This window comes from Ruegeria sp. BK1, assembly GCF_056535645.1.
In genome coordinates this window covers 1,390,233-1,412,997 of sequence record NZ_JBQFIS010000001.1, presented here as the reverse complement: position 1 = coordinate 1,412,997, position 22,765 = coordinate 1,390,233, and the positions used below count along the sequence as shown (strand labels likewise).

At 53.0% G+C, this 22,765-nt stretch carries 17 protein-coding genes; 8 read left to right on the top strand and 9 right to left on the bottom strand.

Annotation, left to right across the window (positions count from 1 at the left end; translation table 11 throughout):
• Positions 1–144 precede the first annotated feature (144 nt).
• Entirely contained in the window at positions 145–1,656 is a 1,512-nt protein-coding gene (locus ACR3E7_RS06995; RefSeq protein ID WP_170724473.1) for a Na+/H+ antiporter NhaC family protein, read from the top strand.
• A gap of 385 nt (positions 1,657–2,041) precedes the next feature.
• Here the strand turns inward: ACR3E7_RS06995 and ACR3E7_RS06990 are convergent, their stop codons facing one another.
• Positions 2,042–2,353, bottom strand: coding sequence for an antibiotic biosynthesis monooxygenase family protein (locus ACR3E7_RS06990; protein WP_353392269.1), 312 nt, complete (start codon positions 2,351–2,353; stop codon positions 2,042–2,044).
• 257 nt (positions 2,354–2,610) lie between these two features.
• On the opposite strand from ACR3E7_RS06990, the gene ACR3E7_RS06985 reads away from it, so the two are divergent.
• From ACR3E7_RS06985 to ACR3E7_RS06965, 5 genes are all read left to right on the top strand, one after another.
• A complete protein-coding gene (locus ACR3E7_RS06985) occupies positions 2,611–4,269 on the top strand; it encodes an amidohydrolase (protein WP_170788791.1) in 1,659 nt (552 codons plus the stop codon).
• Positions 4,262–5,332 carry a CobW family GTP-binding protein gene (locus ACR3E7_RS06980; RefSeq protein ID WP_170788790.1) on the top strand — a complete coding sequence of 357 codons (1,071 nt, stop codon included), beginning with the start codon at positions 4,262–4,264 and terminating at the stop codon, positions 5,330–5,332. The genes ACR3E7_RS06985 and ACR3E7_RS06980 overlap by 8 nt, the downstream gene beginning before the upstream one ends.
• Before the next feature lie 268 nt (positions 5,333–5,600).
• Positions 5,601–6,059 carry a hypothetical protein gene (locus ACR3E7_RS06975; protein ID WP_170337121.1) on the top strand — a complete coding sequence of 153 codons (459 nt, stop codon included), beginning with the start codon at positions 5,601–5,603 and terminating at the stop codon, positions 6,057–6,059.
• 1,738 nt (positions 6,060–7,797) lie between these two features.
• Entirely contained in the window at positions 7,798–8,487 is a 690-nt protein-coding gene (locus tag ACR3E7_RS06970) for a hypothetical protein (RefSeq protein ID WP_170382452.1), read from the top strand.
• A 74-nt stretch (positions 8,488–8,561) separates the two neighbouring features.
• Positions 8,562–8,810 (top strand): ParB N-terminal domain-containing protein, encoded by a 249-nt coding sequence (locus ACR3E7_RS06965; RefSeq protein ID WP_039524390.1) that lies wholly within the window; start codon positions 8,562–8,564, stop codon positions 8,808–8,810.
• On the opposite strand, the gene ACR3E7_RS06960 is transcribed toward ACR3E7_RS06965, so the two are convergent.
• From ACR3E7_RS06960 to ACR3E7_RS06925, 8 genes are all read right to left on the bottom strand, one after another.
• Positions 8,802–9,815 carry a fatty acid desaturase gene (locus ACR3E7_RS06960; protein ID WP_480502544.1) on the bottom strand — a complete coding sequence of 338 codons (1,014 nt, stop codon included), beginning with the start codon at positions 9,813–9,815 and terminating at the stop codon, positions 8,802–8,804. The two genes, ACR3E7_RS06965 and ACR3E7_RS06960, sit on opposite strands and share 9 nt — an antisense overlap.
• A 74-nt stretch (positions 9,816–9,889) precedes the next feature.
• The gene (locus ACR3E7_RS06955; RefSeq protein ID WP_170382448.1) at positions 9,890–10,096 is read right to left on the bottom strand and encodes a cold-shock protein; all 207 of its coding nucleotides are present in this window, start codon (positions 10,094–10,096) and stop codon (positions 9,890–9,892) included.
• Between the two features lie 422 nt (positions 10,097–10,518).
• Complete coding sequence (locus tag ACR3E7_RS06950) at positions 10,519–10,920, bottom strand: hypothetical protein (protein WP_170724860.1); 402 nt, start codon at positions 10,918–10,920, stop codon at positions 10,519–10,521.
• Positions 10,917–13,007, bottom strand: coding sequence for a hypothetical protein (locus tag ACR3E7_RS06945; RefSeq protein ID WP_170724862.1), 2,091 nt, complete (start codon positions 13,005–13,007; stop codon positions 10,917–10,919). Before ACR3E7_RS06945 ends, ACR3E7_RS06950 begins: the two co-directional genes overlap by 4 nt.
• Positions 13,004–14,581 carry a site-specific integrase gene (locus tag ACR3E7_RS06940; protein WP_170788783.1) on the bottom strand — a complete coding sequence of 526 codons (1,578 nt, stop codon included), beginning with the start codon at positions 14,579–14,581 and terminating at the stop codon, positions 13,004–13,006. Before ACR3E7_RS06940 ends, ACR3E7_RS06945 begins: the two co-directional genes overlap by 4 nt.
• The gene (locus tag ACR3E7_RS06935) at positions 14,578–16,029 is read right to left on the bottom strand and encodes a tyrosine-type recombinase/integrase (protein WP_480502543.1); all 1,452 of its coding nucleotides are present in this window, start codon (positions 16,027–16,029) and stop codon (positions 14,578–14,580) included. Before ACR3E7_RS06935 ends, ACR3E7_RS06940 begins: the two co-directional genes overlap by 4 nt.
• Before the next feature lie 928 nt (positions 16,030–16,957).
• Complete coding sequence (locus tag ACR3E7_RS06930; protein ID WP_170788994.1) at positions 16,958–17,638, bottom strand: ferritin-like domain-containing protein; 681 nt, start codon at positions 17,636–17,638, stop codon at positions 16,958–16,960.
• 81 nt (positions 17,639–17,719) lie between these two features.
• Positions 17,720–18,181 carry a peroxiredoxin gene (locus ACR3E7_RS06925; protein ID WP_480502542.1) on the bottom strand — a complete coding sequence of 154 codons (462 nt, stop codon included), beginning with the start codon at positions 18,179–18,181 and terminating at the stop codon, positions 17,720–17,722.
• Between the two features lie 68 nt (positions 18,182–18,249).
• Here ACR3E7_RS06925 and ACR3E7_RS06920 point away from each other — a divergent pair, with 68 nt between their 5' ends.
• The gene (locus tag ACR3E7_RS06920) at positions 18,250–21,636 is read left to right on the top strand and encodes a YhdP family protein (protein WP_480502541.1); all 3,387 of its coding nucleotides are present in this window, start codon (positions 18,250–18,252) and stop codon (positions 21,634–21,636) included.
• A 44-nt stretch (positions 21,637–21,680) separates the two neighbouring features.
• Positions 21,681–22,730: a tRNA preQ1(34) S-adenosylmethionine ribosyltransferase-isomerase QueA gene (gene queA / locus ACR3E7_RS06915; RefSeq protein WP_480502540.1), complete on the top strand. Its 1,050-nt coding sequence runs from the start codon at positions 21,681–21,683 to the stop codon at positions 22,728–22,730.
• The last annotated feature ends 35 nt before the right edge of the window (positions 22,731–22,765 follow it).

The window sequence follows — 22,765 nt, the reverse complement described above, 5'->3', positions numbered from 1 at the left end:
AAACAACCGGAAACTAGAAAGATACGACCAAGTATGCTTTGTTGCAGTCTGCGGTACGGAAACACGTTTCGATATCAATATGGAAGCAACGCCAGGTTGCAAACCAATTGAACCTTAAAATAATCGGCTCAGGGGATTGATGTTATGAACGATGAAGTGGAATCTCGCGCTACCAGTTCTTTGATCGCCTCGCTCGTAACCGTCGGTGGAATGGTGTCACTGATATTCGCATCAGTTTTGCTGTTCGGTGAAAAAGCCGAAGATGGTCCATTACAGATTGCCATGACGCTTGGTCTCACACTTGCACTTGTGATCGCCATCACGACTGGCAATTCCGCCGAAGACCTCGCGGCGGTCATGTCCGATAGTATCAATTCAGCTCTGGGAACAATTTTTGTGCTGATTGCGGTGGGTGCTCTAATTGGAGCACTTTTTATGTCTGGGACGATTGCTTCAGTGATTTATTTCGGAGCTCAATACGGTTCGCCGCGCTTTCTGTACATAATCGTCTTTGTGGTCGCATCTGGTCTTTCGTATGCAATTGGAAGTTCATTCACCACGATAGCCGCTGTGGGTTTGCCGTTTGTAGCTCTCGCACCAGCTATGCATGTTTCTCCACTGGTCACAGCAGCCGCTGCCGTTTGTGGAGCGTTTACGGGGGACAGCCTAGGTCGAATTTCGGATACCTTCATTCTCACGGCATCGGTGGTGGGTGCCGAAGCTAAGGACCACGCACGCGCGCTACGTACTGTCCTTGCGCCTGGCTGGATTGCTAGCGCAGTGCTTTTCCTTTTTCTTGGTTGGCGACACGGTATGTCTGACAACTATGACAGTGCTCAAATACTCCAGGCTATTGAAGAGCATTTTACCGTGTCTTTCATCTCATTCTTGCCACTCATCTTGGTTCTCGTGCTGTCGGCGCGGACGACCGCGTTCTTGTCGCTAATGGCAGGAGCAATAACTGCGGCAGTACTCGCTGCATTTACACAGCAGGATCTGATTGACGCGTTAATGATCGACGAGGGCCTTGGAACGTTAGGAGGCTGGGGTAAGCTTTCACTTGAAGTATTGGGCAACGGTTTTTCACTAAACAGCGGGAGTGAAACACTCGACTCCACATTCGTAGGCGGTGGCGTTGTGTCCATGTTGCCGACTATTTGGTTGATACTCGTTGCGGCTGCATTTGGAGCGCTGGTCGAGTTTTCCGGGATGCTTAGGCGCTTGCTTGCTCCGCTGCTGGCATGGGCCACTGGAGGCGCACGTCTGATTGTCGCTACAGCAGTAACTGGAATTGGCTTGAACGCGGCTACGGCAGATCCTTACATGTCGATAATACTAAATTCAGCGACCTATCGAGAACGCTATATAAAGGCTCGTCTGGAACCATATGTCGCCTCAGCAGCAATAGCGGGATCAGGGTCCATTTTTTCACCATTGATTCCGTGGAACGTTCATGGCGCCTTTGTGGCGGGCACAATGGGCATAGGCGTTCTTTCGATAGCGCCTTACGCCGTCCTGCTCTGGATCACACCCGTCGTTTTGATTGGTATTGGAATTACAAAGTTCAAGCGGGATGAAATCCCAGATTCCGTGACCGCGGAAGAGTCCTATGGTTCCGAACCCAGCGAACTACCGCAGCGGCGAACCTCAACTTAGAGGGCCGAAAATTTTCCGTCTTGGGGTCGCTTTCTGGAACGCGTTGAAACTTTGGCGACTATGCGGCTAACTGCATGATTAAAAAACTTTTCATACAAATGCATATGTGAGATGCCAATGAAAAATGGACTTATGCTATCTGAGAAGGGCAGGGCGGTATCAGTCAAAGCTCTCTCAAGCCAATAAATGATTGGAGCTAAAAACAAAAAACCCGCCGGGTGTGACGGGGTGCCGGCCAGTGGCGAAATTGTGCATCGGTTCAAACCATCGAAAGAGCCAGCATCGCTGCCCGGCGGCGCAGTCTTACAAATGACGCACTAAAAACGGAGTCCTGCGTCTGCCCTCAGGCGCAGGGAAAAGCCAAGAAGCAAAAGCGATTTTGTTGCTATTTTTGTGCGACGGTGTGCAGACTGTCGAACATGAGTGTATGCATGTCAGTCGCTTCGTAACCTTTTTCTGTTAGGAAGCCGAGGGCGTCCACATTTTGCTTGTCACGAATGGGGCTTGCGACCCATTGCTCGTAGGCGGCTTTATCCGTCCAGTTGCACATAACGCAAAGCTGCCCATCGCCTTCATGCGACACCATCAACTCGCCGTGGCGAAAGCCTGGAATGGCATCGGCGCATTCCTCGATAATGTTGCGGTGAATGAATGCTTCTGCGGTTTGCTTTGCCTTCTCCGCAGGCACTTTTATCATGAGAAGTGTCCAAAACGACATTTTAGAATTCTTGTTTCCATAATCACGAGGGATAAGCCCGAAGTGGCTCATAAGAATCTGTGTCCAGTCTCATACACGATGCTGACACGGATCCTCCCACTCACGTAACTCAAAATGCTTATTTTTCGTTTTAGGCGAGGATTGCGGTTGTGTGCATTGTCCGACTCTCCACAATTTACTTTGATTGCCCGATCCCGAGCATTAACCTTGTTATGGAGATATTTTAGGAGTTTGGGATGACCAAGGAAAAAGTCACGGTTTTCATCGCTAAGAAATTTCGCACGATGGACCCGGGCCGACCTGAGGCTGATGCCGTCGCGGTTTTGAACGGCCGTATCCTTTCGCTCGGAACGATAGATCAGATGCAGCCTTGGCTGTCGCGCTACGACGTGACGGTCGATGAAACTCTGAAAGACAAAATCGTCTTGCCAGGCTTGATCGAGCCGCATTCGCATTGCTGGATGTCCGCAGGCTTCATGGCGGTCGACTACATCGGGCCGCTGCCTTGGCCGGGACGCGAGGGCATGAACCCTGCGCATCCGCACTTTGACGATGTGATCGAATATCTTGGCGAACTCCACGAGACGAAAAAGGAAGGTGAACCCATCATCGCATGGGGCTTTGACCCTGCGAACCAAGGCGGGTCGATTGATCGTGACACGCTCGACAAGATCACGGCCACGCGGCCCATTTACATTTTGGGTTTTGCACCGCATTTCGCCTATCTGAACTCAGCTGCCATCGAAATGGCCAACGTGGCGGATGGTGCAAACCCGACCCACATTTTGCAGTATCCGGACGGGCGCTTGAACGGCGTTTTCACGGAGGTGGAAGGTGTTTCGATTGGCATCGCCCCGATCATGCCAATTATCGCCCAATTGGGTGGCGTGGACGGCTTGAAGTTTTTTGGTCAAATTGCTCTAAAGGCAGGCATTACGACAGTCGCCGACCTTATGTTCGGCGTGATGAACATTGACGCCGAACTGAATGACCACGAAACTGCAACAGAAGACCCGAACCTGCCTATCCGGTTCTGTCTGAAACCGCATGCCATGTCCTTTGTGGGGGCGCATGGGGACAAGGCATCGGACGTTGTTTGGGAGCTCGCCAAGCACGAAAAGGACAACCTGTTTATTGGCGGTGTTAAATTCCTGAGCGACGGGTCGTTCCCACTCATGGGAGCGCTGTTGAACTTTCCCGGCTACCTGGACGGTGGAAATGGTTTCCCGGGCGACGCCACTTATGAAGGCATGGTGCCGTTTTGGAAAGGTGGCCACCAGATCCACTGCCATGCCAATGGCGATCAGGCGGTAGACTTTACTTTGGACTTACTTGCTCGATTACAGGCAGAACATCCTCGGTTCGATCATCGGTTTACCATCGAGCACTATGCCATGAGCAACCCGATGCAGGCGCGCCGCCTTAAGGCCCTAGGCGGTAACGCCAGTGTGAACAATTACTTCTCGCATTTCCGCGCTCTCCTGCATTCTGAAAATGCCTATGGCCCAGACCGCGCGCAGACCGAAGCCCGCCTTGGAAGTTTGGAAAAAGAGGGCGTGATTTTTGCGCTGCACTCCGATTACCCGCAGGTCGTCGTGCCAATGCATCCTTTGACTGCCGTGTATGCAGCCGTCACTCGTCTGGCCGAAGACGAAAAGACAGTCGTCGCACCTGGCGAGCGGATCAGTGTGGAGCGGGCATTGCGCGCTGTTACTATTGATGCCGCCTACATTCTCAATCTCGAAAACGAAATTGGAAGCCTTGAAGTTGGCAAGTTCGCGGATTTTTGCGTCTTGGAGGAAGACCCGATGGAAGTCGAACCAGAGAAAATCAAAGACATTGGTATTTGGGGCACAGTCTTGGGTGGACGCGTTATTGAGGCGCCGAATGACTGAGCGCCCGCATGCTCAAAACACCGCGTCGCGGCATGATCAATTCATGCGAGCGCTTGACCAGAGGCAAACAATTGCTGGCTTGATCTTTGCCGCCATGTCGATGCCTCGCGAATTGGCGGCCCCTGCAAGGTCGCTGCCTTTAACAATCATCGGAGGATTTCTCGGCGCGGGGAAAACCACTCTACTCAATCGGTTACTGGCGGACCCGCAAGGCCGCAAAATCGTTGTTTTGGTGAACGACTTCGGCAAGATCAACATCGATGCGGAACTTATTGCCGAACAAACCGACGACACGATTACTTTGACCAACGGGTGCGCCTGTTGTGCTGTTGCGAGTGACCTGTCCAAATCACTCGTCGACATTGCCCAGCGTAGAGATCGCCCAGATGCCATCGTTCTGGAATGTAGCGGCATTTCCGAACCCGGCTCGATTGCTCAGATCGCGCTTGCAAATGAAGCGATCCGGCTTGACGGTATCATCACAGTTGTCGACGCGGAAACACTTGAAGCACGTGCGAGCGACCCTGCGACACGCGAATTATTCAACGCCCAACTCGTGTCAGCGGACATGATTTTGCTGAGCAAACTTGATTTGCTTTCCGATGAAAGCCGCGCTCGAGCAAAGTCGCGCGTCGGGGCTCTGTATGCGGATACGCCAATACTTGAGGCTATTGAAGGCCGGATACCGACAGATGTGGCGCTTGGCATTGACACAAAACAAGACGTCTCCGATTATGAATCCCCTGTGCCCGAAGCCGAACACGGTTTTGAAACCATCAGTGTGGAAACCAACGACGCGCTCGACGAAAAAGCTTTGCAGCAGTTCTTCTCTGATCTGCCTGATACGATACTCAGGGCAAAGGGATTTGTTTTCATTGCCCAAAAGCCGGATCAGCGTTTGATCTTCCAAAGAGTCGGTTCCAGATGGAGCATGCGAGAGGGCGACTGTTGGACAGAGACAGGTCCACACACGCGTCTGGTCTTTATAGGGCCGAAAGGACAAGTCTATGGCGACGCACTGCGCGGGGGTGTTCTTTCTTGCAAGGCGCAAAAAACAAGATAAGCGCTTCTACAAATGTCACTGTGCCCATAATTCCCGGACAGTGTGTCCTGTGGATAAGTCGTGTGGGGATGATTTTGTCTAATTTAGTAGAGAGCCCGACCAATCGATGACCGCTCTCAGCCCAAAGCGGACCTTCATCACTAAGCTTTGCAATCTCTGAGATGCGGGACGAAGCTGACTTTTCAGGTCCGGCTATGCGTTCCTTTCCTAGCAATAAATTTCGTAGTCTCTATCATGCTGGTTTTGCCCCACTGTCGAAGGAAACAACATGTTGCGTTCAATGCTTATCCCCGCAGTTCTCTTTGCGCCTCATTGTCTGACTGCTGCAGAGAAAGTGTCGGCAACGAACTTCTATGTCGTCAACCAAGAGCAAATTTCCGCGGGCGAGGACGTGTTCTGGAAAGAGGACAACTATGGGACTTATACCGTTGACGAGGGACCAATCGATCCTGGTTTTGTCCGGTGCGTGGGCTCGGGTTTCGGCGGACCCAGCGGTGTCAGCGGCGGTGGCGTCTGTGTTTATGGTGAAGAAGAGGACACGTTCACCATGAGATGGGAGGTTGTTGCCTTCGGCGTCAACAACTGGCGGATTGTTTCCTCCACCGGCAAATATTCGGGGATGACTGGAAGTGGAACGACCAAAACACGTGTGGCGTCAAAATTCCTGGCGCTACCGCACCGTATTTCTGACTGGGAAGGCGAGGTTGCCTTGCCCGCTAGGGATTGAAACTCGAACTGAAATGGTCGGGGATGATGCTGATTTGAAAGGTTGGCAAAGCCCGCATTGGGCTTGTTGTCGCCTTTCGTTACTTTTCACATTAATGACCGGTGGCAGCCCAAAACGGACATTCGCAATTAGACTTTGCAATTCCCGAGAAGCGTAGCAGATCAACCATTTGCTCGCGCCGCGAGTGCTTGCGAAGCGTCAGTTCACAGGAGCGGCACGAATGTCGATGCGTTGCTGCTGATGACGTCAGGCCAGTCATTCATAGCCACGAGGAAACCTTGATCACGTACCGCTCTGTCGCCGCACTCAGGCTCGACAAGAGAGACGCGGACTTAAGCTGCCATTCGCTGCTGCTCCGCCCCCAAATCCCTACAACAACAGATTAATGCCAAGTAACTTCTTTCGGCGGTTCACCAGGCTACTTGGTCACGTGCTTGTTTCACAAACACCTGCCTTAGCAGTACTAGCGTTGCGACGAGGGAAACTTCCTTGACTCTATTCTGGCAAAGGACCACAAACGTGCATTGGTGAAAATTACTCGTCGTCGCGATGCTGCCGGCTTCGATGATCCAATGGCCTTCAGACTAACTGTAGCATGTGCCCCAGCATAGGAACGGGTCGCGCTGGGGTCTTCGCGTTGAGCTCGTTCCTCGCAAGCATTCGCAACTGTCACCTGACATGCTCCAGTGACATGCTCCAGTTATCGCGTGACCCATCAATGAAGGCGCCGTATGAACAGAACATGGCTTATAAATCGCGTGCCCGATGCCGGATAGATCAGGTCTCAGGCTCCGTTTCAATCAGTCACTCATCGTGTTTTCGCGCCGCGTTCTTTGTTTGATCCCGACACTCTTGGTGTTGCTCTCCGGAACGCAGCTTCCCGCCCAAGTCGCAGGCAATGCTGATGGATCGGTCTGTGACGAAGGCTTCGAAAACAAGAACGGATCGTGTCAAAGAGCAAACGCACCTGAAAATGCGCATTTGACCGGCAGTTCCTATGGTCCAGGTTGGGTATGCAACCATGGATTCAAGCGTGTTGGAGATTTTTGTGAGGAAATAGAAGTTCCTAAAAACGCATATCTTGCATCGACCGGAGATCGATGGGAGTGCAATCGGCTCTTCCGACAAGTCGGTGAAAGATGCGAAGAATTGATAGCGCCTCAAAATGGGTACGTCGGAACCCGGTTTGGCGCACAGGAAATACACTGCAACTGGGGATTTCGTAAGGAAAGCCAAACATGTGTTGCAATAGAAGTTCCAAAAAACGGTCGTCTGAGCGACAAAAGAAGCTCGGATGGGTGGGTATGCCTCAGAGGGTACAGGGCAGCGGAGAGCGGCTGTGAGCCTGTGGCCGTTCCACAGCATGCATACCTTGCGCCTGAAACCTACTCTGGATGGAAATGTGAACGTGGCTTTCGCGCAAACCAGGACAGTTGCGTTGCGATCCTAGTCCCTTCCAACGCTCATTTGAATCGAAGAGGTGATGGTTGGGAATGTAATCGGCCGTTCACAAGACAGAACGATAAGTGCGCCGAAAATATGCCGCGAAAATAGGTTCGCTGGAAATCAATATCGCCTGACAAATCCGGAAGGACCAAGCCGTGAACCATAACTCGATTGACGAAAACCTTGGCAAAATGCTCAAGGCCGAAAGGGCGCATCGCTGGTCCTACAGAGTAAAGATGTTTATCGCGTTATTGGTGTTTGTTGCGACCATAATTGTGGTGGTGTTTCTCTGATGCGCAAAAATGCCCCTCAAGTAACCCTTCACGGTTCAAAGATGTCAGCTCGTGGTCTGGAACAAAGAGCATTTCAGGATCGCAGTGTTCGTGAGTCGCGGAACGCTGACGTAGCAGGAGTGATTGAAGAAGAATTTGGAAAGTACTTGATTAAGGCCGGCATCCTGAGCGGTAACAGCGTTGCGCGCGCATTCCCCAAGCCACCGGCTAAAACGCAGACAATGATTGCTGATGCAGTCGGCGAAACACCAGCATTGGCCATCGAAGCATTAAAAGAAATTCTCGGTGAACGAGACAGGAAACGTAGCGGTCAACGCCGTTTGGAGAGAAACTCCGGCACCCTCGTTCCCAGTGAAAGAGAATATGCCGAGGCATTGCGACAGATTAGGCTCACCCCTGCGCAGGTCACTATGCTCAAAGCACTTACAATCGCAGGCAAGGACGGTCTGACCATTGGTCATTTGTCTCAGGCGGCCGGTTACAAATCGCGCGAGGCCTCCATCAAGGTTTTTAAGAAAATCGGACTATTGATCGCAGAATATCTGGAACTGGACCTACCCGAAGCCGGATCGGTGCAGAATGATGGCGCCGCTCAGGTCCTGGCGTTTTCTCACATCGAAAGTGACGATGAGCCAGCCACTTGGGTTATGCATCAGGAACTGCGCGACGCTGTTCGTTCGGTTCTATGACGCACGTTCCAACCCCCGCTTTTGCAACGAACTCTGAACCGGAACAATTGCACGAAAGGTTGCTCACGTAGCTTATGTTGGAGAAAAGACCATATCCGCTCGACCTGATCTATGTACCTGTGAAACGGGCGAAAACGCTTGATCAACAAAAAGTTCTGACGCTGGCCGAAGATATCCTGAAGAACGGCCAGAAGACCCCGATCCAAATACGCTCGGACAACAAGAGGTTCGTGCTGATTGAAGGCCTTCACCGATTAGAGGCCATTCGCGCCCTGGGCGGTGATACGGTCGAAGCCTATCTGGTACGCGCCAGACTACACTAAATGCCTTTTGGAATTGGCGTTCGACAAAGCCTCGGAAAATGTCAGCAGACGTTGACTTTTTTCATCCCAAAGATGCAATCGTGCACAATGAAAGCTCTCATATAGAGTAATACGCTGGCAATTTTCTAACGCAGAATGGTCACGCAAAACTTCGTTTAGCCGGTAAAACGGTATGCGGCTGGCAAGGTGGTGAACATGGTGTACGCCGATGTTAGCAGAGAACCACCGCAGGATGCCTGGTAGGGCATAGTGAGAACTTCCATAGAATGCGGCGTTCTGAAGGTTCCACCCCTCTTCCCGTTCCCAGGTCGTGTGTTCAAACTGGTGTTGAATATAGAAAAGCCAAATACCAATCGATGATGCGACAATCATGGTTGGTAGGAAAACATACGATAATACCTCAATGCCTCCGGCCCAAAAAACTAGGGCCAATATCCCTGCAATTGCAGCGTTTGTTCCCATCGCACTTGCCCAGTACAGCCAGCCCGAACGCATGAAACCAAGAGGTAAACGGTTTTGAATAAAGAACGTATAGATCGGCGCAACACCGAACAGGAAGACGGGGTTCCGGGTCAGACGATAAGCGGCACGCCCGAACCACTTCCGCTTCAGGTATTCTTCAGTGGTCAATGTAGGGATGTCACCCATACCACGCCGATCAAGGTTACCGGTTGAAGCGTGGTGAATCGCATGGCTTTGCCGCCAAACGTCATAGGGTGTCAGGGCAAGAACACCTAGAACCCGACCGGTCCAATTGCAAACAGTGCGACTTCTAAAGAAAGATCCATGACCGCAATCATGCATAATGATGAAGATACGGACCAGAAACGCGGCATTCAGGATGGCCAGTAGTATTGCGATCCAGACACTAAAATATAAAGCCATCCACGCTAGAGCCCATAGCGCGAATAAGGGAGCAACTGTGATCGCAAGTTCAAAAACACTGCGCTTCGCATCGGCAACACGGTATTGCGCGAGCACCCGCGTCCAGTCTTTAGGTTGCAAGTTACTTGTTCTCCAATGGCTTATTGTAGCCCATTGTTCAATAGGGCACCCGAAAAGGGTGCCCTTAAAAAAGGTCAGGCGAGTGCCAGATTGGCGGCGCTTTCGCGTCCGTCACGGCCAGCTTCGACGTCAAAAGTAACCTTCTGACCGTCTTTTAATTCACTAAGGCCGGAACGTTCGATTGCTGAGATATGTACGAACACATCGCGCTTGCCATCTTCAGGCTCGATAAAGCCAAAACCTTTAGTCGAGTTGAACCATTTTACTGTGCCATTTGCCATGGTGGAAATCTCCAAATACTTGCCGCCCGCATTATTGCGGCGACTCGGCGTGGTCGGTCTGAATCGAAAGACTGAACGCCGAATTGGGGAGACAGCAGGTCGAAAAAGAAAAACGTAAGCCTTGTGTATATGGACTTCGAGTACGCACGATACAAGCCTTGATGCGGTGGAGGGCAACAGAGAAATCGAACCTGCCTGGCTTAGAACTCTACAAGTTGAGAAGACGCTGTCGTTCTGCGATCCAAACGCGAAGGCGGCTTGGGAGGCCGTACAAAAGATCAATGACCGCTTTTGGGAATCTATCCCGCAACATCCGAGACAGCTATAAGCGTCCGTTTTGATGCCGTAGCGAGACTTTGCAAAGTCCGGTTTCTGCGCATTGCAGTCTTTGGGGCATCGCGCAGCATCGGCCATGCTGCGACTCATTTTCTGCGTCCCTCTGGGTAGGTATTCCCAAGTCTAGAGACGTTAAGCGGTTGCTTCATCAAGCGAGGATCAACCCCTTGTGCCACCGCGTTTGACAAGATCACGTCTAATTTCTCTTCGAGTCGAGCGATCTTTTTCTGCTGTTCTTCCATTATTGCAGCGGCGTTTTTTGGTGCCTTTCGGGTCTTCTTACCTTTATCTGTCTCTTTTTTGCGCGAGAAGGCTGCCGCTTTGTCTAGGTAGGCCGCATGGATGAGAGGGTGTTTGAACAACTGCTTAAGTGAGATATTGACAACTTTGGATTCAACTTTGACATGTATTTTGGATTGGGTGATTTCGCCCCTCATTTGACTAATCAGGACCAAAATTTTATCCACTTTTTCGGCCGTAAGCTTCACGTCAAATTCCTCGTGGTTCGAGAGGTTTCAAGCTCTGCCAGCTTTTTGTCGATGATCCGTTCAGCGTGGCTGAACTCGATCAATGGGCCGAGGTCGGTATTGCGGATCAGAGTCCCTTCGTTTGCCGGATCCATAACGGCCTCAGCGAGAGCCTGGCTACGAGCGTGACTATGTTCGATAGCTTCTATGGTTTTTTCATTGACCCGCATTCCTTTAGCCTGGCGAGCACGCAGGGTCTCAAGAGATTTCTGATCTCTTTCCGCATCTCTAAGGAGCTGATCAGCGGCTCTTTTGGAACCGCCTAGGCATACCAGCCTAGTGCATGTTCTACAGGCACCAGCTCGGTCGCACGGCTCTTGATTGAAGCGACGATTGCAATATCCGAATAACGTCGAAAGAAGATGCATCTTCAGGTTTGCAGTTTCGTAGGCCGCATTTTCGACATCCGAGTCGTCCACGACCCTGATTGCCGGTAGGTTCTCATCCTTGCCACCGCGCTTTATTTGTTCGACTTGATAAAGTTTGTCTGTGTGGTCGTAATTTCGGTTTTGCATTACATTCGCACGCCCACTCCAGTAGGCTATGTGCGATTGGGGAACGTTGGCGCGTTGAGCCATTGTGTTTAGGTAATGGCGCATTTGGTGTGTAGTGATTTTGGGGTACTTACCGTTCTTTAACCGGATATCGAAACGCTCGAAAATGGAGGGAACCGCAGGTTGAGTTTGGCCACTCTTTTTAGATCTTTCTGGCCTGCCTGATAGGACGAGGTCGACCACATCACTACTTAACGCTTCTATCATGTAAGGCCGTGCTTCAGCATTGTAAGCAAATTGGTTTTTCAAACAGACGCACAGCGCCTCGGAGTATTCTACAGAAGACAATTCGCTGAGTACTGGCAAACCGTCGGGTGCTTCGGCCAAACACTTCTCTTCAACCTGAGCGAAGTCGTACACAGCTATGGGTTTTCCGTTTTCGCCGGTCCTATACTTGGCTGCTAGGATGCGCCTGGACTGAAGCCAAAAATTTCCATCGACACCAAGAAATTCTTCTAGCTCTGAACGTGTGATTTCGCCGGTGGCCCGAACATGTTGAAGATTCTCAGGTACAAAAACCCTACCATGGTTCTCCATCATCCACTTTGCTAACTTGCGCGCTTTCTCAGTATGTTCACAAATCCTTTCGAGTGCCAACTTAGCAACCGGAACCATTTCTTTCGGAACAAACTTTATCATAGGCTTGCCGCCTTTTACTGGCCACCACCTGAGGCCAGCCTTGAAACGACAATCTTCGTTGAAGGGCACATCTGGGTTGACGTAACCTTCGCCCGGGTTATCCAAAGCCTGAACCTTGGCTGGTAGAATGAAGACCTCCTCTTTTCGAGAGGGGGCACACATCAAAAGTGCGACAATGCCCATAGCGACTTGATCTCGCGGCGTTTTTGCCCGGTGAAAGGCTTCTCCCAAGCATGACACTTCCTCCTCGGTCAAGTTTTTTCGGAGAAAGTCCTCATTCACTCTGCTCCGAAAGCGTTTGTCCTGGAGTTCTGGATGCCACCAGCTCTTTAAGTCATGCGCGATGCCCGCGTCCTCCAACACTCTCGCAATAGATCGCATGGTCTCCGCAGCCTTACGCTTATGCGATTTACTCGCTATCTCGACGACTTTGTTCAGGTCTGACTTTGCTATAAGGTCTAGGCGGCCGGGAAGTCCTCGGCTTTCGAGAACGCGGTCTAAGATGCGGCAGAACTTCACTTTGTGGCCAAAGACATTGGATTTTCTAAATTTTCCTGTTTTTGTGGCGTTTTCATTGAGTTGAAAGGCGAAGTATGCCTTTGCAAAGTCACCAAATGGCAAGTTCATTGCGAACTCGGGATCATTCGCGCGGGACCGCAATCGATCCGCATGATGGAAACCAATCGTTTCTCCTTTGGAATTCCTTGTCCGTTTTACAAAAGCAGTGATGTCCCAAGTGGCACTGTCCCAAACGACATGTCCCTCGACACGGGGGTCAAGGATCGACAGTTTCTTGGCCTTTGCGATGTATTCTTCAACTGAAATCTGTTGTTTCGACTTGAAATGAAAAGTCATGCGGTGCTCTCCCTTTCTTTGCGCGCCTGATGCTGCGATTTTTTAGCAGCGAAGATCGCAGCAATGTGCCGATTAAGTTCTCGAGAATATTCGTCATCGCCATGCATTTTAGCTTCTGCCTTTCTGCCAGCTAGAAGGCGCAGTAACGGGTCAAGCTCGGATTCAATTGAGAGATTGAAATGGCGGCAGAGAAAGCATGCATATGGCGCCGCGAGGCTATCCAACGCGCTGCAACCTCCAGAAGCGCATGTACCCAGATCAGGAGCGCCGTCAGCTTCGGTCGCTGTGATAACCGAACCGACCTCGAAGTCATCAGGGTTATCTTCGATCACTTGGCCCAAGAACCTACCGGCGACGTGCACCATCTTACCGTCAAGGAGACTACTCATGAGCTGATGATGCCGCGAGGCTAGTTCGATGTAGGCTTCGCAGCTTCCAGGGCTTGTATGATGTAGCCATGCCGCGATTTCTTCCGCCGTACATCCTCGCATCGCCATAATTGTCGCGATTGTGTGCCTTTCCCTCAACTGGTTAAACACCATTGGCTCGCCCGTGCGAGGGCTTATAATGCGCAAACTGGCTAGGATAGTTTGATACCGTGCTCTAGCTCTTTCGGCTGTCATGTGGGCTTTGTACCCCACCGCAATTTGACCTTTAACCTTCGTGGACCGTCGTATGTCGTTTGCATGTCTCCTGGTCAAAAAGACATCAGTCTTTGCCCTAAATAACGGTTGATCTTCATCCCACTCAGAAGCAGCAGTTTCCCCTGTCAATTCGTCCAAATAAGCTTCTAATGCGTGCGTAAACAGCATCGGTGCAGGGCGCTTTGGGCCAAACCTTTGGGCTTGGCTCCCTTTCTGTTTCAGGATTTCAAATCTAACCGAGGTTTCCTCTCCATGGTGTTTCGGGGTCTTAACGTCCCTGAGTTTCAGGTTCGCCACCATGCTTGATCGCTGCCCATAAAGTCGAAACATCTGAACCAACACATACTGAGCATTGTTGATTTCACCCGTTTCGTACGCGACTTGCAGTTCGCGATCCACAATTGCGATTTCGCCATCCAGATATGGTCCGGATACCGGATCAAGAGTTAGAATGTGAGTTTTCTCATTACTCTGCGGAGGGATTTTATTAATAAAATCAGCCGCTTCCTTTTTTATGGCTGTGAACCCAAGATCGAGCCACGTGGCAACAAGGTTCCTCATCGAATAATCGTTTTTAGTTCCGCCGTCCAAACGATACGCCAACACATCTTCTAAACTGATATTGGCAACTGGACTGTTTGCTTGCGCTTGAATCCAGAGGCACGGCCGTTTGAAGGCTGTTAACTCTCCACTAATCGTCGATGCAAGATTGGACTCAAGCCGGTAAGCTACTACCTCCTTGAGCGCGTTTTTCATCAACGGCGACAAAACCTCAGTACACCACTCAAAATTGAATTTAGCGATGCTCCCTGTTGCACTTACCTCCCAGTAATCGGAAGTAATATCGAAAGTTTCACCATTGGCAGCTCGGCGGATATTGGTTGGGCGCAGTGCTGGAATGCCGTGAGAGCACGGTTTGTGCTTGTTCATTTCTTTTCTTTCTTCTTGGTCGCGGCTTCTTCGGCCAACTTTTCGCGGTGAACGAGCAGGCTAATGTACTCACTTGTTTCTGAGCCAATTATGTTGAGGGATTCCGTGTCTTTGGCAGCGGCTCGAGCTTCCTGTTCCGCCCAGATCGTTCGGATACTTTTAGCCGCGCCAATGTCGGACTCTCCTCCGAGATAGCGAGAGATCATGTGAGATTTTTGCGACCATCCAAAGTGATAGGTGAAGACCCTTCGAGCTTCTTCGCCGCTGGTTCCACGTTCGTTTAGATGCTTGGCCATTTCTCGAGCCTTCTTGTGTCGCATAGGGTGCGGCGTCAGTTTTCGAACTCCAGCTGCTTTGGAGGCGTCTCTGAACACATCGTCAATTGCGGTCTTGGACATGGGCTTGCCATACTCAGCGGGATCACGAGCCAAGTTGACAAACATGAAGGAATTTGAGTTTCGGCCGCTTTGAAAATCGATGTCGTCCCTCGCATCCATCCATTCATCGAGGGTCTCGATCAGCAACGGCGACGCTGTCAAACTGATTTTTCGGTCGAAGGTCTTTGCGTTTGGCTGACGTTTCCTAGGGTCTTCTGGGTCGTTGTGGCGGCGAACGACCTCGATCAAATCATCTTCGCTCTTATAATCTTCGGTCTTCATTTGACCCAACTCGCCAGCGCGCAAACCAAGTTCGGAAAACATCAATAAAATTAGGTAGTTTCGTAGTGCTCGAATTCGGTTCTTAGGCCAAACATCATACGGATTGCATATCGCTAACCATAGGTAAAAGCGGTCAGCAGCTTCCTCATGATCGTATGCCTTGATGCGGCTTTGTGGCATACCTTTGCGAACCTTTCGAAAGTAATGCGCATAACTCCCCGGCGCTGTGTGGTAGCCGCCGTCACTTAGCTTGATCGCTGGTTCCAAGAGTTGTTTGCGACGGCACAGTTTCCGTCCGGATCCTGGACTTGGCTTTTTTCGAAGCAAGCGATTGCCATATTCGCCGAGCCAATGGAGGTATTCTTCAATACCAATCTGCCGTTGGATTATTGTGCCAGCTTGAACGCTTCGCTCTTCCAGACACCTGGTAAGAAACTTTTGCTCATTCATGGGCAAAACCCACGCCAGCTTACGCAAATCCTGGATTTGAAAATTCAGGAAGTAGTTTAAGTCTGCGACTTGCTCTAAGCTCAGGCATTCTCCATCTAGCATGATGGTGTAAAGGTCGATACCTCGGTGAATTGCCCAAAGTTCGAGAATGGTGATGTGAGACAGTCGAGTGGAAATAGTATCAGGGGTGTAGTTCCGCTGACGTGTCTCGCTGACAACCCAAGCCCAAGGCCACAGAGCGATGCTGCCATCTTCACGGTAAATCGAAAACCGGGTTTCGCCAGCTCGAGTTTGAGTCTTTTTCACAGGTTGTCGGCCTATTGTTGAAATGGGCTTCAAGGGTTTCTCCGAGGCAGTGGATGGTCTCCAAACGATACTCGAATGGGGGCCAATCTTCAACTTTCTCGCGCTTGGTGGTGTCTAAAATATTTAGCAAGAACAGACGCTTATACTATTCTTGCTCCTTAATGGATAGATGAGAGGGCTGTTCTTGGTTCCAAGGATAAAATAAGAGTAGAAAGGCGATAGTGCCCTACGAATGTCTATTCTTGGCGATGAGCCCCTAAAATTTTTTTGCCGGTCTAACGCTTTTTTAAGCATTGTCGGCGCCAGTTTTGACCAGCGCTGCGAATCACCGGAGAGCCCGCAACTGCAAGTGATCGAAGGGAACAACCTCGACAGCCAAACCAACTAGGAGGCACGGGTCCAAGCGGCCTCAGCAGGCTTACCAATCATGTCAGAAATCTTAAGGTGAACGATGACAGCTATAGCTTGACGCAGAGCAGGCAAATCAGCTCAAAGACAACTCTTGAAATGGAATTTCGATTGGTCCTGACGGACCAAGGCACCTCGGCACACGCCAGCTATTTGGAGAGCGCGCGTGCCAAGGTGCCAGTCACTCTGAAATGGCCGGGTATTACGCCTCCCAGTGGTCGGAAAACATACCGCCGTTGGCAGTCCAGAAATGAAGACACCTGAAGTAGTTGGGACCATCTGAGTCTCCGTCCGTGACTGTAAGTCAAATCTAGTCAGCAACGAGCACCTAACTAATTGGCATTGAGTGCTGTCGGTCATTTTTGTTTCCAAAACGTCAAATCTTGTAAAGCATTGTGAAAATTATATTTTTATAGGCGCTGCATATTTGAACATGGGCACATTTCGAAAGTTCCATCCGAAAAATACTTGTTCTGTAATCCCAAGTGATGGAGCAAGTCTTTTGAAGAGAGAACCTGACCTGATGAGAATATTTTAAATAATTTACAAGAATTTAGGTGCTCGAAGCTTCCTCTGGAACGAAATGGTTGGCATATAAATGGAACCATTTCGAGCCATAGGCCACATGTCCTACCTCTTCGGCATAGATCACCTCGAGTGCGGCAATGGCGTGCTCATCCTTAGCTTTGCGGAAGATGCCGATCATGCCCGGTGTGACATCCAGCCCGCGCGCCTCGAGCACCATGGGGACGACGGCCAGACGGCCCATCAGGTCCTCGGCGGTGTCTTCAGCGGCGCGCCACATCCCGGCATGGGCAGGCAGGGCACCATAGTGGCTGCCCATGCGTTCCAAACAATCACAGACCATCTCGAAATGGCGCGATTCTTCTTTGGCGCATTTCACCCAGTCGTCATAAAATCCGATGGGCATGGGGACATGCCCGAAACGTGCGATGATGTCCCAATGAAGATCCACTGCGTTCAGTTCGATATGGGCAACCGCATGCAACAATGCGATCCGGCCCGCCTCGGTGCCGGGTTTGCGCTTGGGCACCTCGCGCGGGGACAGAAGCTCGGGCTTATCTGGGCGCGCGGGGGACAAAGGCGGAGACGCCGTGCCGATTTCAATTGCGGGCGCATCCCCGCCGCGGGCGGCGAACCATTCGGCGGCATAGCGTTTGGACAGCGCGGTTTTTGCGTGTCCATCCGCGGTCGTCAGAACTTCGGTCGCCATCTGGGTCAGGGTTTTAGACACCGTTTTTCTCCGCTTGATCGGACTGCGTCATAGACCGGATGGCGACCGCAAGAAAAGGGGTCAGAGGTCGCGGACGGCCTCAAGCACCTCATCCACATGGCCGGGTACTTTGACCTTGCGCCAGACCTTGGCGACCTTGCCCTCGGCGTCGATCAAAAAAGTGGCTCGTTCGATCCCCATCGACTTGCGCCCATACATGTTCTTTTCAACCCACACGCCATAATCCTCACATACGGTCGAGCTTTCGTCGGACAAAAGTGGCGTGGTCAGGCTGTGTTTGGCGACGAATTTGTCGTGCTTGGCCACGCTGTCGCGCGAAATGCCGAAAACGTGAGCGCCCGCATCCGCAAAGGCCTGAAGTTGTTCCGAGAAACCGATGGATTCCTTGGTGCAGCCCGGCGTATCATCGCGGGGGTAAAAGAACAAAACGACGGCACCGCCGCGCAGGTCTGACAACGTGACCTCGCCACCGCCGTCGCGAGGCAAAGTGAAATCAGGGGCGATGTCTGTAACGTCGGGCATTGGAAACTCCGCTAAAGGTTTTTAAGTGCTGCCCGTGATCATAGGGCGGTGCGAGCGGGTTGAAAGGCGTGGATAGCAATTTGGTGCAGCACGACGACAAATGTGCAGACCAGAGCAAGACACCCCGGCGTCGCAGGTCGCGCCGTCGGCTGGTTGCCTATGTGACCCTTGGCTTTACGTTGATGCTTGGCGCGCTGGCTGTCGCCGGTTGGTTCTTTCTGATCGGTCACCAGTTACACGCGCCCCAATGGATGCGCACGCAGGCTGAAAAACGGCTGGATCAGACGCTGGGCGGGTTGAAAGTTCGGTTCGGTGATGCGACGTTTTTCGTGAATGAACAATGGCTTCCGCGGCTAAGGTTACGTGACGTGACGATCAGTGACGCGGCGGGTCAGCAGATCGCGCAGGTCGGCGACTTGCGGACGCGCCTGTCTATGCGCGGCCTGTTGCGTGGCCAGATCCGCCCGCGTCGCATCATCCTGCAAGATGCCCAGATAGCCCTGACGCGCAACAAGGACGGGGCGTTGTCGCTGACGGTCGGGTCCGGCAGCTCTCCGGTGCAGCAGGCCCCGACGCTAGCTGAACTGATCGAGGAATCGGATGATGTGTTTCTGTCGCCAATCCTGTCGGGTCTGCGGTCGGTCGAATTGCAATCGCTGACGCTGGACTACCAGGATTTGCGACTTGGTAGGGCCTGGGTTTTCGATGGCGGCCACATTACCGTCACACGCGACGGTGACGAAATGCGCCTTGCCACCGGCTTTTCGGTTCTGACCGGGCGGGACTATGCCAGCTCGATCGAGGCCAATTATACCAGTCTTCTGGGTAGTCCTCAGGCAAGTTTCGGATTTTCGATCACCGATTTACCTTCCGAGGATATTGCTGGGCAAAGCCTTGCGCTAGCCTGGCTGCAAGTGCTCAAAGCGCCGATTTCAGGGTCCTTGCGGGGCAGCATCGACGATCAAGCCGCGCTGGGCCCGCTGTTTGCCACCCTGAACCTTGGCGCAGGGGCCGTTCAGCCTACGCCCGAGACAAAACCCATTCGCTTCGAGTCTGCCCGGACGTATTTCACCTATGACCCAAGCCAGCAGGTGCTGGATTTTAACGAGGCGTCCGTGGTCTCGGACCTTGGAGCCATTCAGGCGGAGGGCAAGGCGTTTCTGCAAGGCATCGAAGACGGTGCGTTGGAAAGCCTGACCGCTCAGTTGCAGCTCAACAGCATCGACATCTATCCCGGCGGCCTGTTTCCGGAATCGTTGGAATCCGCACGGGCCGAACTGGATTTCCAGATGAAACTTTTGCCGTTCGAATTGCGTTTGGGACAACTGACCCTGACGGATGCCGATCACACATTGCGGGCCTCGGGGCGCTTACTTGGGCGACCCGACGGGTGGGTCGCGTCTCTGGATGCGCATCTGGATACGATGACCTCGGACCGGCTTTTGAACTACTGGCCCGAGATTTTGGCCCCCAAACCCCGCCTATGGGTGTCTGAAAACCTGTATGAGGGTGATTTCGCGGACATCGAATTCTCGCTTCGGGTCCGTCCCGAAACCAAACCTGATCTCTATCTGGGTTTCGGGTTCGACAACGCGAAGATCAGATTTGCCAAGACCCTGCCGCCCATTCAGGACGCACAAGGCCGGGTAAGCCTCCTGGAAAACCGCTTCACCGCCTCGGCCGAAAGCGGGGTGGTAATGGCCCCCGAAGGGGGCGCGGTCGATGCGTCGGGGACGTCCTTCATCATCCCCGATACGTCGATCAAAAAGGACTCGCCTGCGATTGCCCGGATCAAAGCCAAGGGCAAGGCGACTGCTGCGCTGTCACTTCTGGACCTGCCGCCGCTGGAATTGCTAAGCAAGGCCAATTTGCCCGTTGATTTAGCAGCGGGTGATGTCAGCCTGTCGGGCACGCTGTCCCTGCCGTTGATAAAAGGGCTGAAATTCGAAGATACCGAGTTTCATTTCACCGGTGACATCGACAATGTAAAAAGCGACCGGCTGGTTCCTGGTTTCACGATCAGTGCCGATCGACTGACATTGTCGGGCGATCAAACTACTGTCGAAATTGGCGGCTACGGTCTGTTTGGCGACGTGCCCATGCACGCAACATGGCGCCAACCCATCGGTGGCACCGAGCCGCAACGCAGTCAGCTGTCGGGCGAGATTGAACTGTCCCCGCGACTGATGACCGAATTGAAGGCGGGCCTGCCTCAGGGGATGCTGACCGGGCAGGGTACAGCCGATATCAATCTGGGAATTGGAGCGGGTGAACCGATCGCGCTGACGGCGACTTCGGATCTGGTCGGTGTCGCGCTGTCGATCCCCGAGTTGGGTTGGCGCAAGGGGCGGCAAGCTCAAGGCAAAATGACGCTCGACGCGACCTTGGGCGATCAACTGCGGGTTAATACGCTGAAACTGGATGCGGCAGGGCTGCGCAGCACCGCGTCTATCTCATTCCGCGAGGATGGCGAATTCGACAAAGTCGAGTTCAGCTCGTTCGATCTGGGCAATTGGCTTGCCGTCCCGGCCGAGTTGGTCAGCCGTGGCGCCTCGGTGCCTGATATTCGGGTGCAAGGCGGGGTGGTCAATCTGGGTGGCGCCACCTTCGGCGGCGGTAGCAGCGGCAGCGGGGGGACCGGGAACGGGCCGAACTTGGATGTAGTTCTGGACCGGCTGCAAGTGACGGAAAGCATTGCATTGACAGGCTTTAAGGGCGATTTCCGTACCACGGGCGGTGTCACGGGCGGCTTCACTGCGCGGATCAACGGCAGTGCCCCGGTACGCGGGACGATCACTCCACGCGGTGCACGCAGCGCGGTCGAGTTGATCTCGGATGATGCAGGCGAGGCGCTTCGCGCTGCCGGGGTAATCACACAGGCGCGGGGCGGCACACTGACCATGACGCTGGAGCCGGTCGGCAACGGCAGTGACTATGACGCCAACTTGAAAATCTCGAACACGCGGATCACCGATGCGCCCGCCATGGCGGCCCTGCTGAACGCAATCAGCCTGGTCGGGTTGATTGACGAAATGGCCGGGCAGGGGATCTTTTTTGCGACAATTGAAAGCCGAATGCGCATCACACCGACCGAGATCAAGGTCCTCAGCGGCAGCGCGGTTGGTCCTTCAATGGGGCTGTCCTTCGATGGAACAGTCGACCTTGCGAATGGGCTGCTGAACCTGCGCGGCGCGATTTCACCAATATACCTGGTCAACGCGGTGGGCAGCCTGTTGACCAAAAAGGGTGAAGGGGTCATCGGGTTCAACTATTCCCTGACCGGTCCGCTCACCGCGCCCAAGGTTGCGGTCAACCCTTTGTCGGGCCTTGCGCCTTTGTTCTTGCGTAATTTGCTTAGACCACCACCGCCAAAAGTGACGGACGGGCCGAATTCTCAGCCGGTCAAATCGGACAACACGAAAGCAGCCTCTGGGACCCGCGGCGAGGACCGCTAAATTGGGTTGTTGCTGAATCCAGCGGGGCCTTGTAATGCGCCCGCATGAAACTCAGCGATTTTGATTTCCATCTACCCGAAGACCTGATTGCCACGCGGCCCGCGACCCCTCGGTCGTCGGCGCGTTTGTTGGTTGCGCACGGCAATGCCATTTCGGATGCGCATGTGTTCGATCTTCCCGGCTGGTTGCGGGCCGGGGATCGCCTTGTCCTGAACGACACCCGCGTCATTCCCGCCCGACTGAATGGTCGCCGCCACCGCAACAGCGCGCAGGGGCCGGTCTCGGCCGCGATCGAGGCCACCTTGTTGGAGCCGCAGGCGGATGGCACGTGGACCGCGCTGATCAAACCGTTGAAAAAGGTCAAACCGGGCGAGGATATCCGGTTCTCGGACGACCTCAGCGCGACGCTGGACCGGGTCGAAGAGGGGCAGGCCTATCTGCGGTTCAACCTGACGGGTGAGGATTTTGATGCCGCGCTTGAACAGGCCGGGGCGATGCCTTTGCCGCCCTATATCGCCGCCAAGCGCCCGGCGGATGAGCAGGACAAGACTGATTACCAGACCATCTGGGCGCGTAATTCTGGCGCGGTCGCAGCCCCGACCGCATCACTGCACTTCGACACCGCGCTGATGCAGGCCCTTGAAGCGCGTCGCGTGGAGTTCAGCCATGTCACTTTGCATGTCGGCGCGGGCACCTTCCTGCCGGTCAAGGTCGAGGATGTGACAACCCACAAGATGCACGCCGAATGGGGTCGTGTCAGCGAAGAGGCCGCGCAGCAGATACGCGCCACCAAGGCTGCCGGAGGCCGCGTGATCCCGGTGGGTACCACCGCCTTGCGCCTGATCGAGAGCGCCGCGCGCAGCGGAGAAATCGCGCCGTGGGAAGGCGAGACCGACATTTTCATCTATCCCGGTTTCCAGTTCCACGTCACCGATGCGCTAATGACAAACTTCCACCTGCCGAAATCCACTTTGCTGATGCTGGTCTCGGCACTGATGGGGCAGGACAGGATTCACGATGTTTATGCTCATGCAATTGAACAGAAATATCGGTTCTTCTCATACGGCGATGCATCGCTTTTGATCCCGGAATAAGTCGCGTGTCGGGATCAAAACATGGTAATGTCGTA

Coding starts and splice junctions, on each gene's coding strand:
- ACR3E7_RS06925 (WP_480502542.1), bottom strand. CDS start 18,181: ATGCCCGACGTTACAGACATCGCCCCTGATTTCACTTTGCCTCGCGAC.
- ACR3E7_RS06930 (WP_170788994.1), bottom strand. CDS start 17,638: ATGGCGACCGAAGTTCTGACGACCGCGGATGGACACGCAAAAACCGCG.
- ACR3E7_RS06945 (WP_170724862.1), bottom strand. CDS start 13,007: ATGACTTTTCATTTCAAGTCGAAACAACAGATTTCAGTTGAAGAATAC.
- ACR3E7_RS06970 (WP_170382452.1), top strand. CDS start 7,798: ATGCGCAAAAATGCCCCTCAAGTAACCCTTCACGGTTCAAAGATGTCA.
- ACR3E7_RS06990 (WP_353392269.1), bottom strand. CDS start 2,353: ATGATAAAAGTGCCTGCGGAGAAGGCAAAGCAAACCGCAGAAGCATTC.
- ACR3E7_RS06980 (WP_170788790.1), top strand. CDS start 4,262: ATGACTGAGCGCCCGCATGCTCAAAACACCGCGTCGCGGCATGATCAA.
- ACR3E7_RS06955 (WP_170382448.1), bottom strand. CDS start 10,096: ATGGCAAATGGCACAGTAAAATGGTTCAACTCGACTAAAGGTTTTGGC.
- ACR3E7_RS06975 (WP_170337121.1), top strand. CDS start 5,601: ATGTTGCGTTCAATGCTTATCCCCGCAGTTCTCTTTGCGCCTCATTGT.
- queA (WP_480502540.1), top strand. CDS start 21,681: ATGAAACTCAGCGATTTTGATTTCCATCTACCCGAAGACCTGATTGCC.
- ACR3E7_RS06985 (WP_170788791.1), top strand. CDS start 2,611: ATGACCAAGGAAAAAGTCACGGTTTTCATCGCTAAGAAATTTCGCACG.
- ACR3E7_RS06995 (WP_170724473.1), top strand. CDS start 145: ATGAACGATGAAGTGGAATCTCGCGCTACCAGTTCTTTGATCGCCTCG.
- ACR3E7_RS06965 (WP_039524390.1), top strand. CDS start 8,562: ATGTTGGAGAAAAGACCATATCCGCTCGACCTGATCTATGTACCTGTG.
- ACR3E7_RS06940 (WP_170788783.1), bottom strand. CDS start 14,581: ATGAACAAGCACAAACCGTGCTCTCACGGCATTCCAGCACTGCGCCCA.